We start from the raw sequence: 17856 nt of genomic DNA, 5'->3' as shown, positions 1-17856 counted from the left end.
GGCCTCGGAGTCGAGCGAGGGAAACCGAAGGAGCGTAGCGACGAGGTTGACAAAGCGGTGTCGGCCGCGCAGGCGGCCGACCGACTCCGTGAAGCGCCAACACGGTCACTGCCCCGCCTCGACGTCCAATAGCACTCACGATTCCTAGCCAGAGAGCATCTACGCCGTATAGTCCACAGCCGCCCATTCGAAATAGAGTTTCAGGTCCGCCACCAAAGCCTGATGCAACGGATGGAATAGATAGGCGTCGAGAGCCTCAGCATCTGCGACTTCCGATTCGAGCACGTAGTCCCAACTGATGGGGCGATCGAATTCGTTGGCGGCGACGCGCCAGAACTGAATGGCGGGAATGTCTGCGCCGAGGGCAGTCATGCGTGCCGCTAGTTCTGCTTCGCGTTGCACGTCCCGGGCGACATCGGGACGGCGGCGAAAGAGTACGATATGACGGATCATTCGCCTGTCCTCGTCGCACTTTTCAGGTGATAACCCCGGCCCGAATAATCGAAATCCACGAGTTCGTTAATGGTGGTTTGGGGATCGGCAGGCGAGGCATAGTAGGCGCGGATCTCGGAGATCTTGCCGGTTGCGGGATCGAAGTCGTACCACTCTGCGCCTCTCAAGGCCGTACCCTGCTTGTTTTTCCAGTGCGTCCACTCGATCATTGCCTCGGGTGTGTCATGACTGACGATGATGCGTTCGATGGTCCATTGCGAACCCAACGTCTCGACACACCATACCCATTTGCGTGCGATCGTGTCAGCACTGCGCCAAGGGATTTCCGGCAGCCCGGCTGGGAAATAGTGCACCGCGTCTGGCGTGAAGCAATCCACGAGTGCGTCATAGTCTGCCGCATTGCAGGCGTCGAAGTAGCGTCGAATGAGCGCAGCGTAGTATTCGGGGGTGAATGATTCGGACATGATGATTCCTCCGGCGATCAGGGACGTGCAGGCTGGGCGGGCGCGATCGCCGGACGGCCTGCGGCAATCCATTGCTTGTACTGTTCGCGTGTGGCATCACTGGGTGGATACAGTCCCCATAGCGGTTCACCAGCTTGTACTCTGAGCGCGAGATACGCTTCGATGTCATCACGCTTTTCGCAGAGATCAGCCATTTCCTCGGCCATATGCGCGGGGATGACTGTGATGTTGTCGCCATCGCCGTGGATGACGTCGCCAGGGTAGATAGCCACGCCTGCGCAACCGATAGGGACTTGCAAGTCCGCGACATGGTGATAGCTCAATCGTGTTGTGGCAGTGACGCCTGTGCTCCAGATCGGGAAATCCATATTGCTCAGCTCGGTGCCATCCCGAAAGGTGCCGTCAGTGACGACCCCGCGCGCGCCGCGCATCATCATGCGGGTGATCAGCATGTTTCCCATCGATGCCGCACGGCCATCCCGATTGCTGTCTATGACTAATACATGGCCGGGCTCGACTTGTTCTACGCCTACCCATTGCAGATTGTCGGCATTGGGAGAGGTGGTCAGATTGCCGTAGAAGTCCACGTCCTCTCGAGCAGGAATGAAACGCATCGTGTAGGCGCGGCCCGCAAAGGGTTTGATCTTTTTATTCAAAGGGCGCAGGCCATGCAATACCGGTTGCCGGATGCCTTTGATATAGAGCTGCGTGGTCAATGAACCGCTGGTCGCTTTGGCCAGACGGTCGAGCACCGAATCAGGCACGTAGGGTGCGGGAGCGCGTTGCGGGATGCTAGTCAAGGGCGCTGGCACGTCTTTCATGATATCTGTCTCACATTATGGGATTGGAGGAGTGCGTGGTGTTGAGGATGCACATGGGTTCATCCTAGTGAGCTTTAGGGTGAAATAGAATGGCTTGACCGATACCCGCTGGCGGTGACGGCGGGTCCAGTACCACCATTTGAGACAAACCATGGCCACCTCTGCAGGCGAGGGCACCGGCGCCCTCGAGAAAGCGCTGGATGTGTTGGATGCTGTAGGCACGGCACCGGAAGGATTGGGACAAAGCGAGTTGGCCGAACGCCTGGCATTGCCGCGTACGACGGTGTATCGCTTGCTGGCGACGCTGGTCGCGCGCGGTCTATTGCGTCGGGACCCATTGCGCAAGGTGTATTGCCTGGGGTTCCGTTGTTTCGAAATGGCGCGTCAGGCTTATGCCATGCCGGATCTGGTGGCAGCTGCCGCGTATGAGTTGCGGCTGTTGCGCGATTTGACTGGAGAGACTACTTATCTGGCCGCGTTGGATGGGCGGGAAGTGATTTCGCTGGAACGCTGCGACGGGGCGCATAGCCAGCGCTCTGCCGCGGCGCTGGGCGAGCGCAAGCCTGTACATTGCACGAGCCAGGGCAAAGCCATCTTGTCTGCGATGCCAGATGCGGAACGTGAGAGTTTCGTTCGGGATGCCGTACTCAAAGCGTTGACGCCGTTGACGATTACCGATCGCCGCCGCCTGCATGCGGAATTGGGTATTACCCGGACGCGCGGATATGCCATCGATGATGAGGAAATCGTGCTTGGCGTGCGCTGTGTGGGCGCGCCGGTTATTGACAGTGCAGGTCAGGTGCGGGGGGCAATCAGTGTTGCGGGGCCGGCGTATCGTTTGACACGCGAACGTCTGGAACTGCTGGGCCCTGAGGTGGCGGAGGCAGCGCGGCGTGTGGGGGCGCAATTACAGACGCAGGCGGCTGATACGAAGGCGGGTGCCGAGGAGTCCGTCACTGCGGTGCCTGGCAGATGGGCATTTCATGGGGCCCATCCGATTTCAATGAATGGTGGACGGAAACTATGGTGGGCAGATGTGCTTGCCCCATCACTGCGTTTATACGAGAACGGCGAGGACAGGGAGATTTGCCGCGTGGAGGCACCCATCATCGGGTTGGTCCGTGATGCGGAGGGTGTCATCGTCGTACATCAGTCTGGGGTGCAGCAGGTCAATGCTGATGGAAGGGTGGCGGCATTGACGTCATGGATCAATGGCTCGGTGCTGGCACTGTGTAATGGCGAGGGGCAAGCTATTTGGGTTGCGTGCGGTCTGCCGGAGTCCGGGTCGGCGATAGGATTATTGCGTGCCGATGGTACGTTGGACGTGCGCTGGCGAATCGGCGAGCCTGTACAAAGCTTGGCATGGGATGCCAGCGAGAAAACGTTGTATGCGGCCTTGCAGGGCTCTGGATCGATTGTGATGCTGCGGCCTGGCGAGAATGCCGTACGCCGGTTGACGAGTTTGCCGCGAGGGTCAGGCCGGGTCAGCGGCTTGGCATTCGATGCGCAAGGCGGGATCTGGACTGCGCTGGCTGATGGATGGTCGGTGATCCGCTTGACGCGAGATGGTCAACTGGATCGCGTGGTGGGTCTGCCTGTGCCATGCCCGACCGATTTGGCAATGATTCAACGTTCAGACGGTACGGCGCAATTGGCGATCACGACAGAGCGGCATCGCGTGTCTATTGATGCATTGAACAGTGCGCCCCTGTCAGGGCGATTGCTGCTGTTGGATTTGTGAAAACCAAAGGTTGGTAAACCACTGGCGATTGCACGGGGCGATGTTGTCACCATCCCCGCGCTGAATCGAACATCAGTACGATATCCGGGGGCCTAGCGGCGCCAGCCTCGGCCACCTCCGAATCCACCGAAACGTCCCCCGCCAAAACGGTCTCCTCCACCAAAGCGTCCTGCAAAGTCCGAATCGCCGCGCATGGCGTTGAATCGGTTATCGCTCCAATCGCGGGCTTGGCGCTGATCGTTCAGATAGTTCGTCACATTGCCGGATGAAAAATCGCTGCGCTGGATCGGCTGCCAGCCTGACGAGGTGTGTGTCTGCCAGCCACCGTCGGCGGAATGCTGGTAGACATGGCCGTTGGCGTCGCCGTAGATGTGGCCGTTGTTCCACGCGACGGAGTTGCCGGTGTGGCTGTCATGCGCGATGCCTCGGCGGTCCACGTTGTCCGTGCCATCGCCGGCTTGGCCGTTGGCCGTGGTGCTGGAGACGATGGTGCGTCCGGTATTGGCATTGTTGCGTACGCTCTGCCGGCCGGCGCGCCACTGGCCATCGTCGTTTTCGACGACACCCGAGCGGCTGGCGCCCGAGACGCCGGTCGAATTGTTCCGGTAGGCGTCACGCTGCCCTGCGGCGGCATTGCCGGTGTAGGCGTTGTAATCGGCGCCGCGTGATCCCTCAAAGTGGCTGCCTGTGGCAGGGTTATAGCCGTCGACATGCGCAGTGCGCCATTCGTTGCCGGTCCAGTCGTTGTAGCCCACGCTGCGGGTGACGGTGCCGTGTCCCCAGCCGCCGTACACGTTGACCGTATTGATGTCCACGCCGCGCGAGTACGGGAAACCGCCGTACGGTCCCCAATAGGGTTCGGGCCCCCACATGTCGGCCATGGCGAAGCCGAAGGCAAATCCCGCGGCAGTGCCCAGCGCGGCGTCATAGCCATAGGTGGGCGGATAGCCCACCCAGCTGTTGTTCACAATGACAGGAGGATAGGTGTAGCCCGTGCCGTAGACCACGGTGCCATCCGGGCCGGCGATCATGCCCAAGTAACCGGGGGTATAGCCGACTACGACCGTATCTGGCGTGGAGCCATAGATGTGCACGTACGTGACGTAATGCAAAGGCGATTCAGGAGGAATGGTGTAGACCGCCGCCGGTACGGAGGCCGCGACGCGCCAGGGACCTTGCGGTGAGCTGGCAGTGAACCACACCGCCTGGGACAAGGCGTAATACTCGTTGCTCGTGACTTGAATCACAGGCACCGACGTGTTGACGGCATAACGCAATTGCGTGCCGGCGACGCGGTCGAAATTCGGTGTGCCGCCGACGTAGTCCACATGCAGTGTGGCCTTGGTGCGCGATACGGTTGCGGTTTGAGGGATGGTCGAGGCAATGAGGGCTTCTTTGGCTTGCGGCGTGCCGGGTACTGAGGCGAGTACGCCCGCTTGTGGGTCATGTACGTCGATGCGGGCAAAGTCCGCGCTCAGTTTGTTGCCGGGGACGTAGCTCCAGCTGCCGTTCAACGTAGAGGCGCTGAACCAGCGTCCCGATACGAGCAGGTAATAGCGGTTGTCTGCCGGCTGCATGAACAAGGCATGGTCGGCGTTGTTGACAGACAGCAGATTGGTACCTTGCACGGGCCGCATCTGTGCCTGGCCCTGAATCAGGACCAGTTCGGCAGGTTCGGAAGACACGATCAAGGCAGGCGCGGCGGGAGGGCGTGCCGCACCTTTTGCCAGCATGGGATCGACGGGGGCCTGCTGTGCCGCCGTTGCAGCGACGGTGAGCAGGCCTTGAGAGGGGGATTCGCTACGCCAGCCCTCGGACAACGAGCGCGAGGTGTACCAATATCCCACTGCGTTGACGTGATAGTCGCCATTCGTACCACGCAGAATCAAGGCCCGGCTATTGACGACACGCTGCCAGCCATCTGCGTGCGCGACGGGTTTCAGAACGGGGGCGCCGTCGACCAGCACCAATACGGTAGGGGCGTTTTCGACGTAGATGCGCGGCGGCGTATTTTTGACCGGCATGGCCTTCAAGCTCGATAGCTGCTGGGAGGCGGCGTAGCTCAGTTGCAGCTCGCTCAGGCGCAGCGTCAACTCGACAGGCAGCCGCGAGCTGAACTGCTCCCGTATGGCCTGTGCTTTTTCGGGTTCGGTGGGAACTTGGACGCGGGTGATCTGCAGTTGGGTCAGGTGGACTTCGTCGTTGGCTTTATCGGTATTGGCGTCGGCACTGAAATCCGCCACCCCATACGTTGGTTGGCCATTGCTCGGGCCCATTGCGATGGCCATGCGGCCTGTGATGCGATTGCCTGTCCAGGTATCGATTTGCGGCTGGTAGACCTCGTAGCGCGTGCCATGGAACTCGAGCGTGCGGGGCCATTGGGGGGCTGCGTTCTGGGATTGCGGCGCAGCGGTTTGCTGTGGTGCGGGCTGCGCAAAGACGCTGACGCTGCTGGCTGTCAACGGAGCGGAGAATAAAGCCGCGACGATGGCCGCGGTACGCACGCTTTTTGTTGTTTGAAACATGAAGCTTTCCTCGGGGAGGCTTTCGTTTTTCAGGGGAGCGTGGCTTCGCTACGTCAGGGAAGCCAAAGGCAAAGCAGGACATCCACAAAAGATAAGAAGGCTGCCGTATTTAATGGTACTTATCGGGTAGTGTCCAGCGTTGTTTGGTCGTGTTTTTCACCGCGATTTAATCAGGATCCCGCATGGACGCCGACAATTCAGTCGCGCCGCGCGCCTGCAGGGCATCTACGGCACCCAGCCGATCGCGGATGTCCTTGTTTTGGCTGAGTTTGCGCTTGCCGACCAGCGACGTGATCTCGATTTCTATGCCTACGATGTGTTGCAGCATTTCATCGATGAATGCGGGCTCGGAGTCGCCCATTTTCCATGGCTTGGGTTCGGACGCTTCGTGTGTCTTGGTCAGACGCGCCACAATGCGGCGCACGAAGCGTTCGTCGTCGTGAATGGTGAGGATGCCATGAGCGTGTACGACCTCGTAGTTCCAGGTGGGAACTTGGCGGTGCGCCTCGTGCTTGCTTGGGTACCAGTTCGGCGAGATGTAGCCCTCGGTGCCTCGAAAGACGACCAGGACTTCGGATCCGGTCGCACAGCTTTGCCAGACCGGATTGGCGCGCGCGACGTGGGCGGACAGCCGCCCGTTCGCGCCGGACGCTGGGTCGAGCTCGAACGGAATGTGATTGGCATCCAGTCCGTTGTCTCCATGCGTGATCAGGATGCCCAGCGGATGCTCGCGGATGATACGGTGCAGGGTTTCCGGGGCGTTTTCGGCAAAGTGAGCGGGAATATACATAGGGTCCGGGAAATAATGCGGCGGGTTGGCGATGCCTCTATTTTGCGTAAAACTGGCACAATAAGAAGATCCAGTTTCAGGTAATTTAAATGGGCCAGTCTGAGGCTGCACCTGGTACGAGAGCTGGGCCGACAGGGGCGGGACGGCGTCTCTGCGAATGGTTGCGGGCTCAAATTGTCGATGGCGCATTTGCGCCGGGAGCACGGCTGCCGTCTACACGCGCGCTGGCGATAGAGCACGGCGTATCGCGCACGACTGTCACCGCGGCGTATGAACAGCTCGCCGCTGAGGGATTTCTGGTCACGGCGGTGGGCCGGGCCGCGAGGGTCGCTGTGCCATTGGCATCGGTGACATCGTCGTCTCGGGGGCGCGGGCAGCCGGCGCCGCCTGGGGCGGCTTTGTCCGACTTTGGCCGCCGGGTGGCCAAGATCGACTTGCCGCGGCCCGTGGCTGCGCCAAGGATTGATTTCCGATATGGGGCGTTGGCCTCCCGAGATTTCCCTGCATTGGCCTGGCGACGTGCTTATTTAGCGGAATTGGTTCGGCAGCAGGATAGTCTGTCTTACATCGCGCCCGAGGGGGATGCGGCATTGAGGCAGGCGGTGCACGGGTACTTGAGGCGTGCGCGTGGGCTGATATGTGATGTCGAGCAGATTGTGACGGTGCATGGATCGCAACAGGCGATCGATCTCTGTGCTCGGTTGCTGTTGAATCCCGGGGATAAGTTCGTGTTTGAAGATCCGGGGTATTTGATGGCGCGTCGCTGCTTTGAGGCAACCGGTGCCAAGCGTCTGGCAATACCGGTGGATGAGCACGGACTGAACACGGCGCGCTTGCCTACGGACGAACGAGCACGGCTGGCGTATGTGACGCCCTCGCATCAGTTTCCGCTGGGAGGCGTGTTGCCTGTCGGCCGGCGCGCGGAACTATTGCAATGGGCGCGACAACATCAAGCCTGGGTGATCGAAGACGACTATGACGGTGAGTTTCGCTACGGTCAACGTCCCATTGATGCGTTGCACGCCATGGACCCTGATGGCCGTGTGATATACGTCGGTACCTTTTCCAAGGCATTGTCGCCACAGTTGCGCCTAGGCTATCTGGTATTGCCCGCCGAGTTGGTGCACGTTTTTCGCCAAGCCAAGCAATTGGCCGATCGTCATGCCCCGGTATTGGAACAACGCGTGCTGGCGGCGCTGATAGAGAGCGGCGCATACGAGCGTCACGTACGTCGTATGCGCCGGGAAAACGAACGCCGAAGGCTGGCACTGCTGGACGCCGTAGCGAAATACCTGCCGCCCGGTGTACAGGTAATGGGAACGGCGGCAGGGCTGCACGTGGTGTTATGGCTGCCGTCGTTGCGCTGTCAGGATGAGGGCGCTTTGGTGGCTGCGGCGCGTAGCAAGGGTTTGGGCGTGTATCCGGTGTCTACCTTATATGCTACGCGCGTGTCCTCGAAAGTTTCCCGCCCGGCGGGATTGATCATGGGCTATGCGAGTTTGGATTTGAATGCCATTGCAGAAGGCGTGCGTATCCTGGCCGCAGTGATTGCGTCATTGACGCGGCAAGGGAATCTGTAGACCTTGTCCACGCTCGCGCCGCCGCATTGGTATTTCAATAATAGATATCGACGTAATCGGTCAGGTGGTCGCAGGTCTGCATTTGTTGCAGACGCCAGTAGCGGCGTTTGCCAGTGGCTTTGAACTCGAAGTCTCCGGTGCGCTCGCAACGGCGTCCTTGGTCCGGAGCGTCGACGATCAATATCGTGCCGCGAAAGACAAAGCGGTCTTTGTCGATCGAGACGATATCGCCCTTGATCGCGAGCGAGCCTTCGGCGTTTTCCTGTGTGCCCGCGATGCTGACGACATCATTTTTATCTGTCGCCACCAGATGGCCGCGGTCGTCGGACCAGAGCCATTGCAGAGTGACGCCGCTGTTGTGCATCAAACGCTCATACGCCGTCTGGTCGCGAATCTCGGTTTTTTGTACCGGAGCGAGGGCGGTGGTGCTGGCCGCAGCAGTCGTGGCTGCCGGCGCAGAGTCATCTGCCGGTGCTGCGCCGACCGCTGCCAGGACGGTAGAGGCTGCACTCAAGGTCAGGGCCAGGGTAAGGAAAACAAAACGCTGCATGCTTTTTTTCTCAATGCAAAGGTGAGAGGAGCGAACAGGGATCGTGTGCGCGGTGGGTTCTTTTTGATTCTGCGTAGACGGGGTTGCTGGATTCTAAACGCCGATCATGCCACCAGGGCGATCAGTCCATATAGTTGCGAGCCTCTTTCTCGCCGGCCCATTTGCGCAGTGCAGAGATGAACTCCGGGCATACATTGCCCTGTACGCTGGTGTCGACGATAACGCTATCTTGCATGCGCAGCAGCACTGTGCATTCGTAGACCGAGGTGCGGTTTTCGTAGTGGCCGTAGTTGGTCTGTTGGAAAACAGGTGTCGCGGCTCCGCCCCTGGACCCCGGGATCATGCCGACGACTTGCTGGCTGCTGCCGTCAGAGACCCATGCTTGATAGGGCTGGGCCTGGTAATCCGACCACTCCAATTCCATGGTATTGCCGACCGGGCGCTGTTTGGAAGGCTCACCCAAGGCTGCAATGGCGTCATCGATGGAGCGGCCTTTCATGTTGCGTGCGATGTTCACGCTCGGGGACAGGGAAAAATCGCCTTGCAGCAATCCGCTCAGCGAGGGAAGCGAAGAGCTGCCGCCAGACGGCATAGGGGCGCAAGCGCTCAAGCCCAGCGTGGCCAGCAGTGCGGCAAAAATGCCCAGTCGAGAACAGCGGGACATGTGCAAACCTAGATGATGTTGTGACGTCTGTATGTGACGTATCGGGGTTCCGCGCACAATGCCACAGCGCCCGCCGTTATGGGGCGGAATACGGCTTGTGAGGCGGTTCATTTTGTTTCGTTTCGTGACGTTCGGCTTGTTTCGTTTACCTCGGCCTTTGTCTGCAGGACGCCGAAACCCCGGTATTTTTACCGAAGTTGGAAATCGCTCTGCCGCGTATTAAATAAAAATTGTTACGTAATATGCGAGGCCGCGTGACATCTCGTGTCAGAAAGTCTGAGGGGCTTTGCTAAGATCGTGCCCATTTGTGACAGAGCCCTGGTGCGCCGATCACTGTTTGCTTGCATGCCCCCAACGCGTGGCAAGCTCGCTACCTGACCCCTTAAAATGCCTATCCATTTGCTTTCCCGTTGCTTGCCCTTGATACGTGCTGTCGGCGCCGCGCTTGCGCTGTTCTCGGTATTCGTGCTTTCGCCGGTTCATGCGGAAACCGAAAGGTTCTATGGCGCCACATCTACGGATGAAAAGTTCGAAAAGCTGTATTGGGCATTGCCCGAGACAAGTTCGGAGGAGGCGCAGGCTGCCGCGGTGGCTGAATGCAAGCGTGCCGGCGGCAAAAAATGCCAGGCACTGAATTGGTTTGCCGATAGTTGTTCGACCTGGGCGCGTGATACCGGAGGGCGGTTGTTTCCGGGGTACAGCGCGTCGCCTGAAATCGCCGCCAAGCAGGCCATCCGCCGTTGTACCGCCGAGAGCCCGCCGGGCAAGTGCAAGCTGGCTATGCTGCCTGTTTGCGTAGGGCCGGGCTATAGCCCTGAGCATAATCAGGCAGCGGCAAAGGCGACGTCGGCTCAATTGGAGGCCTTGTCAGCCAAGCTGGATCAGCGCGGCTATTGGGGCGCCATTACGGAAACAGAAACCGGTGGTTTGCAGTATGCAGACGACTACCCCAGCGAAGAGGAAGCCGTTAAAACGTTGCTCGAATGGGAAGAGTGCAAAGGCTGCACGAAACTGCTGACCTACACCGATAGCTGCGTTGGATTGGCCTGGGAGAAGGGCGTCAAAGGCCGCGGGACGAGTTTCACGCTGCTTAATCCCGATCCCGTCGCCGCACGAAACGAAGCCCGTGCGACCTGCAATGCCAAGCGGGGCACCTCCAGTTGCGTCGCCATGGTTCGTTGTTCGGGGCGTGCTTATATCGACGGCTATCCGGGATTTGACGAAAAACCGAATTGATTCCACGGCCAGGCTCTGGCCGTGGGACTGCAACACTGTGATCGCATCGGGGCGTGTCGTGTCATACGCATCGCTTCCCAACGCGCGTCGCGTGCGGTGTCAGGCTTCGTATTTACGCCCCAGCTCCAATAGCTCGGGTGTACCTATCAGGCCATTGAGCGCGTCGAAATTATTCATCTCGTCCCACAAGGGGCGCGTCGTCCCGTGGGTTTTCAGGCTGGCCATGTAGCGCTGCAATTGGCGCGACACAAATCGCGCCGTGCCGCCGGGATAGATCACGATGCGATAGCCGCGTGCGGACAATTCGTCCACGCTGCCCACCGGCGTTTTTCCGCCTTCGACCATGTTGGCCAGTAGGGGGATACGGCTTGCGTACTTGCCGCAGACCCGGTCCATATCGTCAGCGGAGACGACGGCCTCGATGAATAGCGCGTCGACACCGCATGCCAGATAGGCATCGGCACGTTCCATCGCGGCATCCAGGCCCTCGACGGCCACGGCGTCGGTACGCGCCAGAATCAGTGTGTCCGATGAGTGGCGCGCATCCAGGGCCGCGCGCAGCTTGCCGCACATCTCCTGCTTGGATACCAAGGTCTTGTTTTCCAAGTGGCCGCAACGCTTTGGAAATGTCTGGTCTTCCAGTTGAATCATCGCGGCACCGGCGCGCTCGAAAACGCGTACGGTGCGTTGCGTATTGAGCGCATTGCCGTAACCCGTATCGCCATCGACGATGACGGGCAGTTGCACGCGGTCGGTGATGCGCGCCAGGACATCGGCCGTTTCCGTGGCGGTGGTCAGGCCGACATCAGAACGGCCCAGTTGGGTATAGGCGACCGCTCCGCCTGACAGATACAGAGCGTCGAAGCCGGCTTGTTCGGCGATCAGCGCGGTCAAGGGATCGTAGACGCCGGGTGCCAAGACCGCGGGGCCTTGTGCGAGGCGTTCGCGCAAGTTGAGCTCGTTCATGCGGCGTTTCCTGCGGTAACGGTGTCGTTGGATTGAGCAGCCAGATCGGCGATGATGGCTTCCATTTGTTCTTTGGTGACCTTGGGACGCCATGTTTCGAAGGGCATGTTCAACGCTGCGGCCTGGCGCTTTTCGTAGGCGAGGAACTCTTCGGTAATGGAGCTGCCGCGTACACCGCCGCGCACTGCGCCGGCACGGACATCGCCGTAGTAAGTCGCCCAGTCATCGGGCAGCGGTTGCGAGCTAGGAACCGCCAACCACAAACGCAGCAAATGGCGCTTGAGATCGGGCTCTTCGTAATCCTCGAAAGGTGTGCGCGAATGCAGTGTTACGTAGTTGTTCAGCAGCTGCATGTCGCCACGTTCAAGTTCCATCGAATAGCAGAAACGTTCGCTGGGCATGAGTTCATCCAGCAAATCCAGCACTTCGGTCTGTGCGGTGGTCAGGCGCGGGATTTCCGGGAAGTCACGTTGGGCGGCGATGATGTTTTTGCGATTGGTGCGCGCCGAGAAATACTCCGGGTGCGAGCCGAGGATGGGCAACTGATAGTAGGGCGGCTGGGTGGGATCCTGGGTGCCCTGATAGCTGTGGAAATACGGAGTTTGCAGCGCGGCGATCAAGTCGGGGCGGCGTTTGAGGATCTCGTCGCGCAGTGCGATCGAGCTGACGACTTTGCTGGTGCCGCCAGATTTTGCGGTGCGGCGGCAGAGCAGCGCCACGACGTCGCAGGAATCCTGGTGAAAATCCAGACCCGCATTGGTGTTGTAGCCACGGCCGCCTTTGACCTTGTATTCGCCACCGGCATCACGTACATCGTTGATGAACTGGCTGGCACGATTCTGCGTGCGGCCCACGCCCATGTACAACGCCAGACCCCAATAGGCCAGGCGCGTGTCGTCCTCGCTCCAGTCGTTGACGGGAAAACCTTTCAGCAGGCACATGCCCCAACGGCGCTGGGTCATATCGATGGCTTGTTGCAGGGCAGCCTGAGCGGCGGCCGATAGCGGGAAGTCCGCCTGTTCCATCGCGAGCAGGGGTTTGTCCAGGCGTTTGGCATGTGCCAATGCCGCCTGGATGCCGTCGACTTGCTCGTCGGTCAGGCGCAAAATCCAGGAGTTGTCCTGGCGTACTTGTTCAGCTGTCCAGGGCAGTGGGCGCATGGCGGAATCGATGGCGTTCATGTACGTCTCCGTAATGGATAAGAATGTCAGAGGACCAATAACCGCCAGTGTAAGGACGCCGCTTCATTTAGAATAGCGATGTTATTTGAAGAATTTCATAAGAGAATTTGTTGACTACTCTCTTCCCTGAAGGAAAGGGATTCCCACTTCACCGAATCGAGCCGTCGTACATCATCATTCATGCACTCAGGTCTTACCGTTTCTCCATGGGCTAACACCGCCAGCCCGGCGGCTAATACGTTATGCGCCGCGTTGATGTCGCGGTCGTGGTCTGCGTTGCATTCCGGACAGGACCAATGTCGCATACTCAACGGCAGCTTCGGTAATACGTGTCCGCAAACGTGGCAGCGCTTGCTCGACGGGTACCAGCGATCCACTCGCACGAATTCACGCCTATACCAACGGGCCTTGTATTCCAGCTGTCTCACAAACTCCGCCCATCCGGCATCACCGATGGACTTAGCAAGACAGCGGTTTTTCTGCATGCTGGATACAGACAAGCTTTCTACGGCAATCACTTGGTTCTCGTGGATCAACCGGGTGGAAAGCTGGTGCAGGAAATCCCTGCGGGTGTCTGCGATCTTTGCATGCAGCTTGGCGACTGTCAGCTTGGCCTTGGCACGGCGAGCCGATCCCTTTTGTTTTCTGGCCAAGCGGCGCTGTAGCTTAGCCAATTTAGCTTCATGCTTGCGAAAGATCTGTGGTGCATCGACTTTTTCTCCTGTTGAGAGCACCGCAAAATGAGACAGCCCCAGATCAATCCCGACACATTTCGACGTAGGCGCTTTCTGCGCCACAACGTCGTCACACAGCAGGCTGACAAAATATCTGCCCGCCGGGTCTTTACTGACTGTGACGGTAGTGACCTTGGCGGCTTTGGGAATCTGACGGGACCAACGGATGGGCAACGCCTCAGCCATCTTCGCCAGCTTGAGCGAGCGGCCATCCCATCTAAAAGCACTCGCGGTGTACTCCGCCGATTGCGGGCCATCCTTGCGTTTGAAGCGAGGATATCCCGTTCGCTTGGCAAAGAACCCAACAAACGCCGTTTGCAGATGGCGCAGTGTCTGCTGCAACGGAACACTGCTGACCTCGTTCAACCACGCATAGTCCGGCAGCTTTTTCAACGCTGTCAGGGCCGCAGAGGTGGCGTGATATCCCAGGTGCTCTTGTCGATCAGCCCAGGCTGTCGAACGAAGGCTAAGCATGTGGTTATAGACCACACGCACACAACCGAACGTGCGAGCCAGCGTGATCGCTTGCTCGGGCGTCGGATAGAACCGGAATCGGTAGGCACGTTTGGTTTGCATGCCCGAGATACTATCTACATCAAACCAGATAACTGGATATTTATCCAGATGTCAACTCAAATCAGACCAATCTTGCAGCCTTGCGGCCGCGCCCCTTACCTCACCGGCATGAATGCCGAGATTTCTCGGAGCAATGGATGAAAATCGAGACCTTCGCCACGCTGGAGGCCGTGCTGCAGACGGGCACTTTTGTGGGGGGCGCGAGGCTGATGAATATCACGCCCAGTGCGGTGAGCATGCAGATGAAGCAGCTCGAGGGTTATCTGGGCAAGCCGCTTTTTGATCGTTCGGGGTTGCAGGTACGTCCTACGCAGTTGGCCCATGAGGTCGCCGATACCATGCGTGACGCGCTAAAGGGGCTGGATGCATTGCGCTCTGGTACGGTGCTGGCCATCGAGGGCGTTGTGCGAGTGGGTGTTATCGAGTCCATGCAACCCATCGTGTTGCCGGGCATGTTGCGCTTTATACGTGCCAGACATCCTAAGCTGGACGTTGTGCCTATCCGGGGCCGCAGCAGCGGTTTGACCGCGGCAGTCAAGGCGGGCGAGATTGATGCCGCCTTGGTGGCCGAGCCCTCCGGCGCCAAAGCGGGCCGTATGTCGTGGACGCCGATGTTGCGCCGGGAATTGGTGCTGATTACGCCGCCCGATACTCCTGATACGCCGATTCCCACGCTGTTTCGCCAATTGGAGTGGATACGTTACGACCGCAAGACCGTGTCTGGCAGCATGGCGGCACAGTACGTCAACAATCAGATCGGTGACGTGCGCAGTACGCTGGAATTCGATAACGCGGCGGCGATTGTGGCGATGGTGAGTTCTGGCTTGGGTATATCAGTGGTGCAGCGGCCTGATTCCGCTGTCTTGCATAGTTATCCCGCGCGTGTATTCCGTTTGGGCAAGGCCGCCCCGGTATTGCAGCTTTCCATGGTGAGCCGCAAGGCGGATGACGACAGCCGGCCGTTGGCAGTCGTGCGTGAGGCGATGGCCATGGCCTGTACGGAATATCAGAAGTTGATCAAAAACTCTTAGCAAGCAAGTCAAATAACTTCGCTATTCTGAATCTACCGTCTATCGCTAGACTACGGGCAGACACCAAATAGGATGGACGGAGACATCTATGCAAAGAAGAACATTCATGGGAATGTTCGGCGCCTGTGCGTTGGCGGCATCAGGAATGGCCAAGGCGCAAACGCCCACTACCCGCGTTATTGTCGGCGCCACCCCGGGCGGCGGCACCGATACGGTCGCGCGTGTATTGGCGGCAGAGCTGGGACGCGTATTAGGCGAGACATTCGTGGTGGAAAATCGCCCGGGCGCCGGCGGCAATATCGCCGCGCAAGAGATCGCACGATCCGCGCCTGATGGCCGTTCGCTGCTGATGTGCTACACCAGCCACGCGATCAACGCGACGCTGTATCCCAATTTACCGTTCGATCCGATCAAGGATTTCACGCCGGTGTCTCATGTGGCCGATGCGCCATCGATCTTGCTGGCGCATCCTTCTGTTGCTGCGAATAATGTTGCCGAACTGATCGCGTTGGCAAAAGCCGAGCCGGGAAAACTGAGTATGGCATTGCCGGGAATCGGCTCTGCAGGTCATCTTGGGGCCGAGGTAATCAAGATGCAAGCGGACATAGATCTACTGCTGGTGCCCTATAAAGGCACGGCGCCGGCGATGACCGATGTGATGGGCGGTCAAGTCAGCATGATGTTTGCCGGGGCGGCCCTGGCTAAAGGCCAGTTGAAATCAAAGGCGCTAAAGCCGCTGGGTATCAGCAGTGCTCAGCGTATGAGCGAATATCCCGATATTCCGCCTATTGCCGATACGTTGCCGGGTTATGACTTCAGTGCCTGGTATGGTTTGCTGGGGCCGGCAGGGATGGACGCGGCTCGTACTGAACAGTTGTCGAAAGCCGTCGCGCAGATCATGAGTGACGCATCGATCAAACGTCGTTTGTTGGACGAGGGCCTGGTGGCCCAGGGCGGCACGCCGGCCGAGTTTCAGGGCTTTTTGCAGACTGAAATCGATCGCTGGGGCAAGGTCGTGAAAGCGTCGGGCGCCAGCGCAGGTTGATGGCAGCACGCCGCTGCGCGGTGCGCAGCGGCCGTAGCTTGCTGTGGATTACTTGCGATCAAACCACACAGTCTGTGCGTTGCAGAACTCTCTCACGCCAAAGTGAGACAGTTCCCGGCCAAAGCCGCTTTTCTTGACGCCACCGAATCCGACGCGGACATCGCTGGCGCTGTAGCCGTTGATGAACACGCCGCCGACTTCCAGGTCGGCCGCGATCTGCTGCGCTGCTGCGAGATCCTTGGTAAAGACGCTGGCGGTCAGGCCGAATTGGCTGTTGTTGGCGAGTTCCAAGGCATTGCGGGCATCGGAGGCGCGGATGATGGACGCAACCGGGCCAAAGATTTCTTCACGGAACGAGGTCATGCCAGGGACGATATCCGCCAACACAGTCGGTTGGTAGTAGTTGCCCGGGCCATCGATCTTCTTTCCGCCCACAAGCAGTTTCGCGCCCTCTGAGAGCGTGCGTTGTACTTGCGCATCGAGTTCGTCCCGCAGATCGTAACGGGCCATGGGGCCGATATAGGTCGACGGGTCGGTCGGGTCGCCGATGACCAGCGCTTTGGTGCCGGCGACAACGCCTTCAGTAAAGGCGTCCGCGACACTGTCTTCGACGATAAAGCGTTTGGCGGCTGCGCAAACTTGTCCCGTGTTTTGAAAGCGGCCGACGACGGCGGCGCGGATGGCTTCGTCCAGATCGGCATCGGCCAGGACAATGAACGCGTCCGAGCCACCCAGTTCAAGCACGCATTTTTTCAGGGCAAAGCCGGCTTGCGAGCCGATCGCCGAGCCAGCCCGGACGCTTCCCGTCAACGTGATGGCGGCGATGCGGTCGTCGGCAATCGCTTGTGAGACGAGATCGTTCTGCACGTTGACGACTTCGAACACGCCTTGCGGAAAGTCCGCCCGGCCGAACGCTTCGCGCAGCAAATACGCGCTGCCCATGACGTTGGGAGCGTGCTTCAGGATGTAGGTGTTGCCCGCCAGCAGTGCGGGTACGACGCTGCGGATGACCTGCCAGATCGGAAAGTTCCACGGCATCACGGCCAGGATCGGGCCCAGGGGGCGATATTCAATCCTGGCCTTGTCGTTTTCAATCTGGGTGGGCTCGCTGGCCAGCATGGCGGGACCGTGTTCCGCATACCAGTCGCATAGCCCAGCGCATTTGGTGATTTCGCCGCGTGCTTGGGTAATGGGTTTGCCCATTTCGGCAGTGATCATGCCTGCCAGTCGATCGATGTCCGCACGCAAGGCCTGTCCGAGCCGGGCCAGCGCGGCGCTGCGCGCATCCACAGGCGTGCGGCGCCAACTGGTGTAGGCCTTGGCGCTTTGGGAAAGCACCGTTTCCAGGTCGGCGGCGGATTCAAAGGCGTAGGCGCCGATTTGCTCGCCGGTAGCCGGGTTCAGGGATATTGCGTGCGTGTTGCTGGCCATGAGAGCGGTCTCCAAGGGATTCGACTTCCGGCAGAATACGCGGCGGATGGAGTTTGTAAAACTGAATA

General features: G+C 59.4%; 16 protein-coding genes. 5 read left to right on the top strand and 11 right to left on the bottom strand.

Features of this window, described 5'->3' with window-relative positions:
* Positions 1 to 159: 159 nt before the first annotated feature.
* From CAL20_RS02390 to CAL20_RS02380, 3 genes are read right to left on the bottom strand one after another with little or no spacing between them, the layout of a single operon-like run.
* A complete protein-coding gene (locus CAL20_RS02390; protein ID WP_094837101.1) occupies positions 160 to 453 on the bottom strand; it encodes a Dabb family protein in 294 nt (97 codons plus the stop codon).
* Positions 450 to 917 carry a nuclear transport factor 2 family protein gene (locus tag CAL20_RS02385; protein WP_094837100.1) on the bottom strand — a complete coding sequence of 156 codons (468 nt, stop codon included), beginning with the start codon at positions 915 to 917 and terminating at the stop codon, positions 450 to 452. Before CAL20_RS02385 ends, CAL20_RS02390 begins: the two co-directional genes overlap by 4 nt.
* A 17-nt stretch (positions 918 to 934) precedes the next feature.
* On the bottom strand, positions 935 to 1738 hold the full coding sequence (locus tag CAL20_RS02380) for a ribonuclease activity regulator RraA (RefSeq protein WP_094837099.1): 804 nt from the start codon (positions 1736 to 1738) through the stop codon (positions 935 to 937).
* Positions 1739 to 1889: 151 nt separating this feature from the next.
* On the opposite strand from CAL20_RS02380, the gene CAL20_RS02375 reads away from it, so the two are divergent.
* Positions 1890 to 3479, top strand: coding sequence for an IclR family transcriptional regulator domain-containing protein (locus CAL20_RS02375; RefSeq protein ID WP_094837098.1), 1590 nt, complete (start codon positions 1890 to 1892; stop codon positions 3477 to 3479).
* A 92-nt stretch (positions 3480 to 3571) separates the two neighbouring features.
* On the opposite strand, the gene CAL20_RS02370 is transcribed toward CAL20_RS02375, so the two are convergent.
* Together CAL20_RS02370 and CAL20_RS02365 are read right to left on the bottom strand one after the other, a co-directional pair.
* Entirely contained in the window at positions 3572 to 6004 is a 2433-nt protein-coding gene (locus CAL20_RS02370) for a carbohydrate-binding family V/XII (RefSeq protein ID WP_094837097.1), read from the bottom strand.
* Between the two features lie 166 nt (positions 6005 to 6170).
* Complete coding sequence (locus tag CAL20_RS02365; RefSeq protein ID WP_094837096.1) at positions 6171 to 6794, bottom strand: FMN-binding negative transcriptional regulator; 624 nt, start codon at positions 6792 to 6794, stop codon at positions 6171 to 6173.
* A gap of 89 nt (positions 6795 to 6883) precedes the next feature.
* Between CAL20_RS02365 and pdxR the strand changes: the two genes are divergently transcribed.
* The gene (pdxR, locus tag CAL20_RS02360; protein WP_094822710.1) at positions 6884 to 8374 is read left to right on the top strand and encodes a MocR-like pyridoxine biosynthesis transcription factor PdxR; all 1491 of its coding nucleotides are present in this window, start codon (positions 6884 to 6886) and stop codon (positions 8372 to 8374) included.
* A 34-nt stretch (positions 8375 to 8408) separates the two neighbouring features.
* Here pdxR and CAL20_RS02355 read toward each other — a convergent pair whose 3' ends face one another.
* Complete coding sequence (locus CAL20_RS02355) at positions 8409 to 8924, bottom strand: hypothetical protein (protein WP_094837095.1); 516 nt, start codon at positions 8922 to 8924, stop codon at positions 8409 to 8411.
* Positions 8925 to 9045: 121 nt separating this feature from the next.
* Positions 9046 to 9588, bottom strand: a complete 543-nt coding sequence (locus CAL20_RS02350) for a hypothetical protein (RefSeq protein WP_094822708.1) — start codon at positions 9586 to 9588, stop codon at positions 9046 to 9048.
* A 387-nt stretch (positions 9589 to 9975) separates the two neighbouring features.
* Here CAL20_RS02350 and CAL20_RS02345 point away from each other — a divergent pair, with 387 nt between their 5' ends.
* On the top strand, positions 9976 to 10824 hold the full coding sequence (locus CAL20_RS02345) for a DUF4189 domain-containing protein (RefSeq protein WP_094837094.1): 849 nt from the start codon (positions 9976 to 9978) through the stop codon (positions 10822 to 10824).
* 99 nt (positions 10825 to 10923) lie between these two features.
* Here CAL20_RS02345 and CAL20_RS02340 read toward each other — a convergent pair whose 3' ends face one another.
* The 3 genes from CAL20_RS02340 to CAL20_RS02330 all read right to left on the bottom strand — a co-directional run bounded on the left by CAL20_RS02340 (position 10924) and on the right by CAL20_RS02330 (position 14281).
* Positions 10924 to 11790 carry an isocitrate lyase/PEP mutase family protein gene (locus tag CAL20_RS02340; protein ID WP_094822706.1) on the bottom strand — a complete coding sequence of 289 codons (867 nt, stop codon included), beginning with the start codon at positions 11788 to 11790 and terminating at the stop codon, positions 10924 to 10926.
* Entirely contained in the window at positions 11787 to 12971 is a 1185-nt protein-coding gene (locus CAL20_RS02335) for a TauD/TfdA family dioxygenase (RefSeq protein ID WP_094822705.1), read from the bottom strand. Before CAL20_RS02335 ends, CAL20_RS02340 begins: the two co-directional genes overlap by 4 nt.
* 95 nt (positions 12972 to 13066) lie before the next feature.
* Complete coding sequence (locus tag CAL20_RS02330; RefSeq protein WP_254924260.1) at positions 13067 to 14281, bottom strand: transposase; 1215 nt, start codon at positions 14279 to 14281, stop codon at positions 13067 to 13069.
* Positions 14282 to 14418: 137 nt separating this feature from the next.
* On the opposite strand from CAL20_RS02330, the gene CAL20_RS02325 reads away from it, so the two are divergent.
* The gene (locus tag CAL20_RS02325) at positions 14419 to 15312 is read left to right on the top strand and encodes a LysR family transcriptional regulator (protein ID WP_094822704.1); all 894 of its coding nucleotides are present in this window, start codon (positions 14419 to 14421) and stop codon (positions 15310 to 15312) included.
* An 88-nt stretch (positions 15313 to 15400) separates the two neighbouring features.
* A complete protein-coding gene (locus tag CAL20_RS02320) occupies positions 15401 to 16357 on the top strand; it encodes a Bug family tripartite tricarboxylate transporter substrate binding protein (protein ID WP_094822703.1) in 957 nt (318 codons plus the stop codon).
* 48 nt (positions 16358 to 16405) lie between these two features.
* On the opposite strand, the gene CAL20_RS02315 is transcribed toward CAL20_RS02320, so the two are convergent.
* Positions 16406 to 17788, bottom strand: a complete 1383-nt coding sequence (locus CAL20_RS02315; RefSeq protein WP_094822702.1) for an aldehyde dehydrogenase family protein — start codon at positions 17786 to 17788, stop codon at positions 16406 to 16408.
* Positions 17789 to 17856: the final 68 nt, after the last annotated feature.

Source organism: Bordetella genomosp. 4 (assembly GCF_002261185.1).
Lineage (GTDB): Bacteria > Pseudomonadota > Gammaproteobacteria > Burkholderiales > Burkholderiaceae_B > Bordetella_A.
This window is presented reverse-complemented; position numbering and strand designations above follow the sequence as displayed.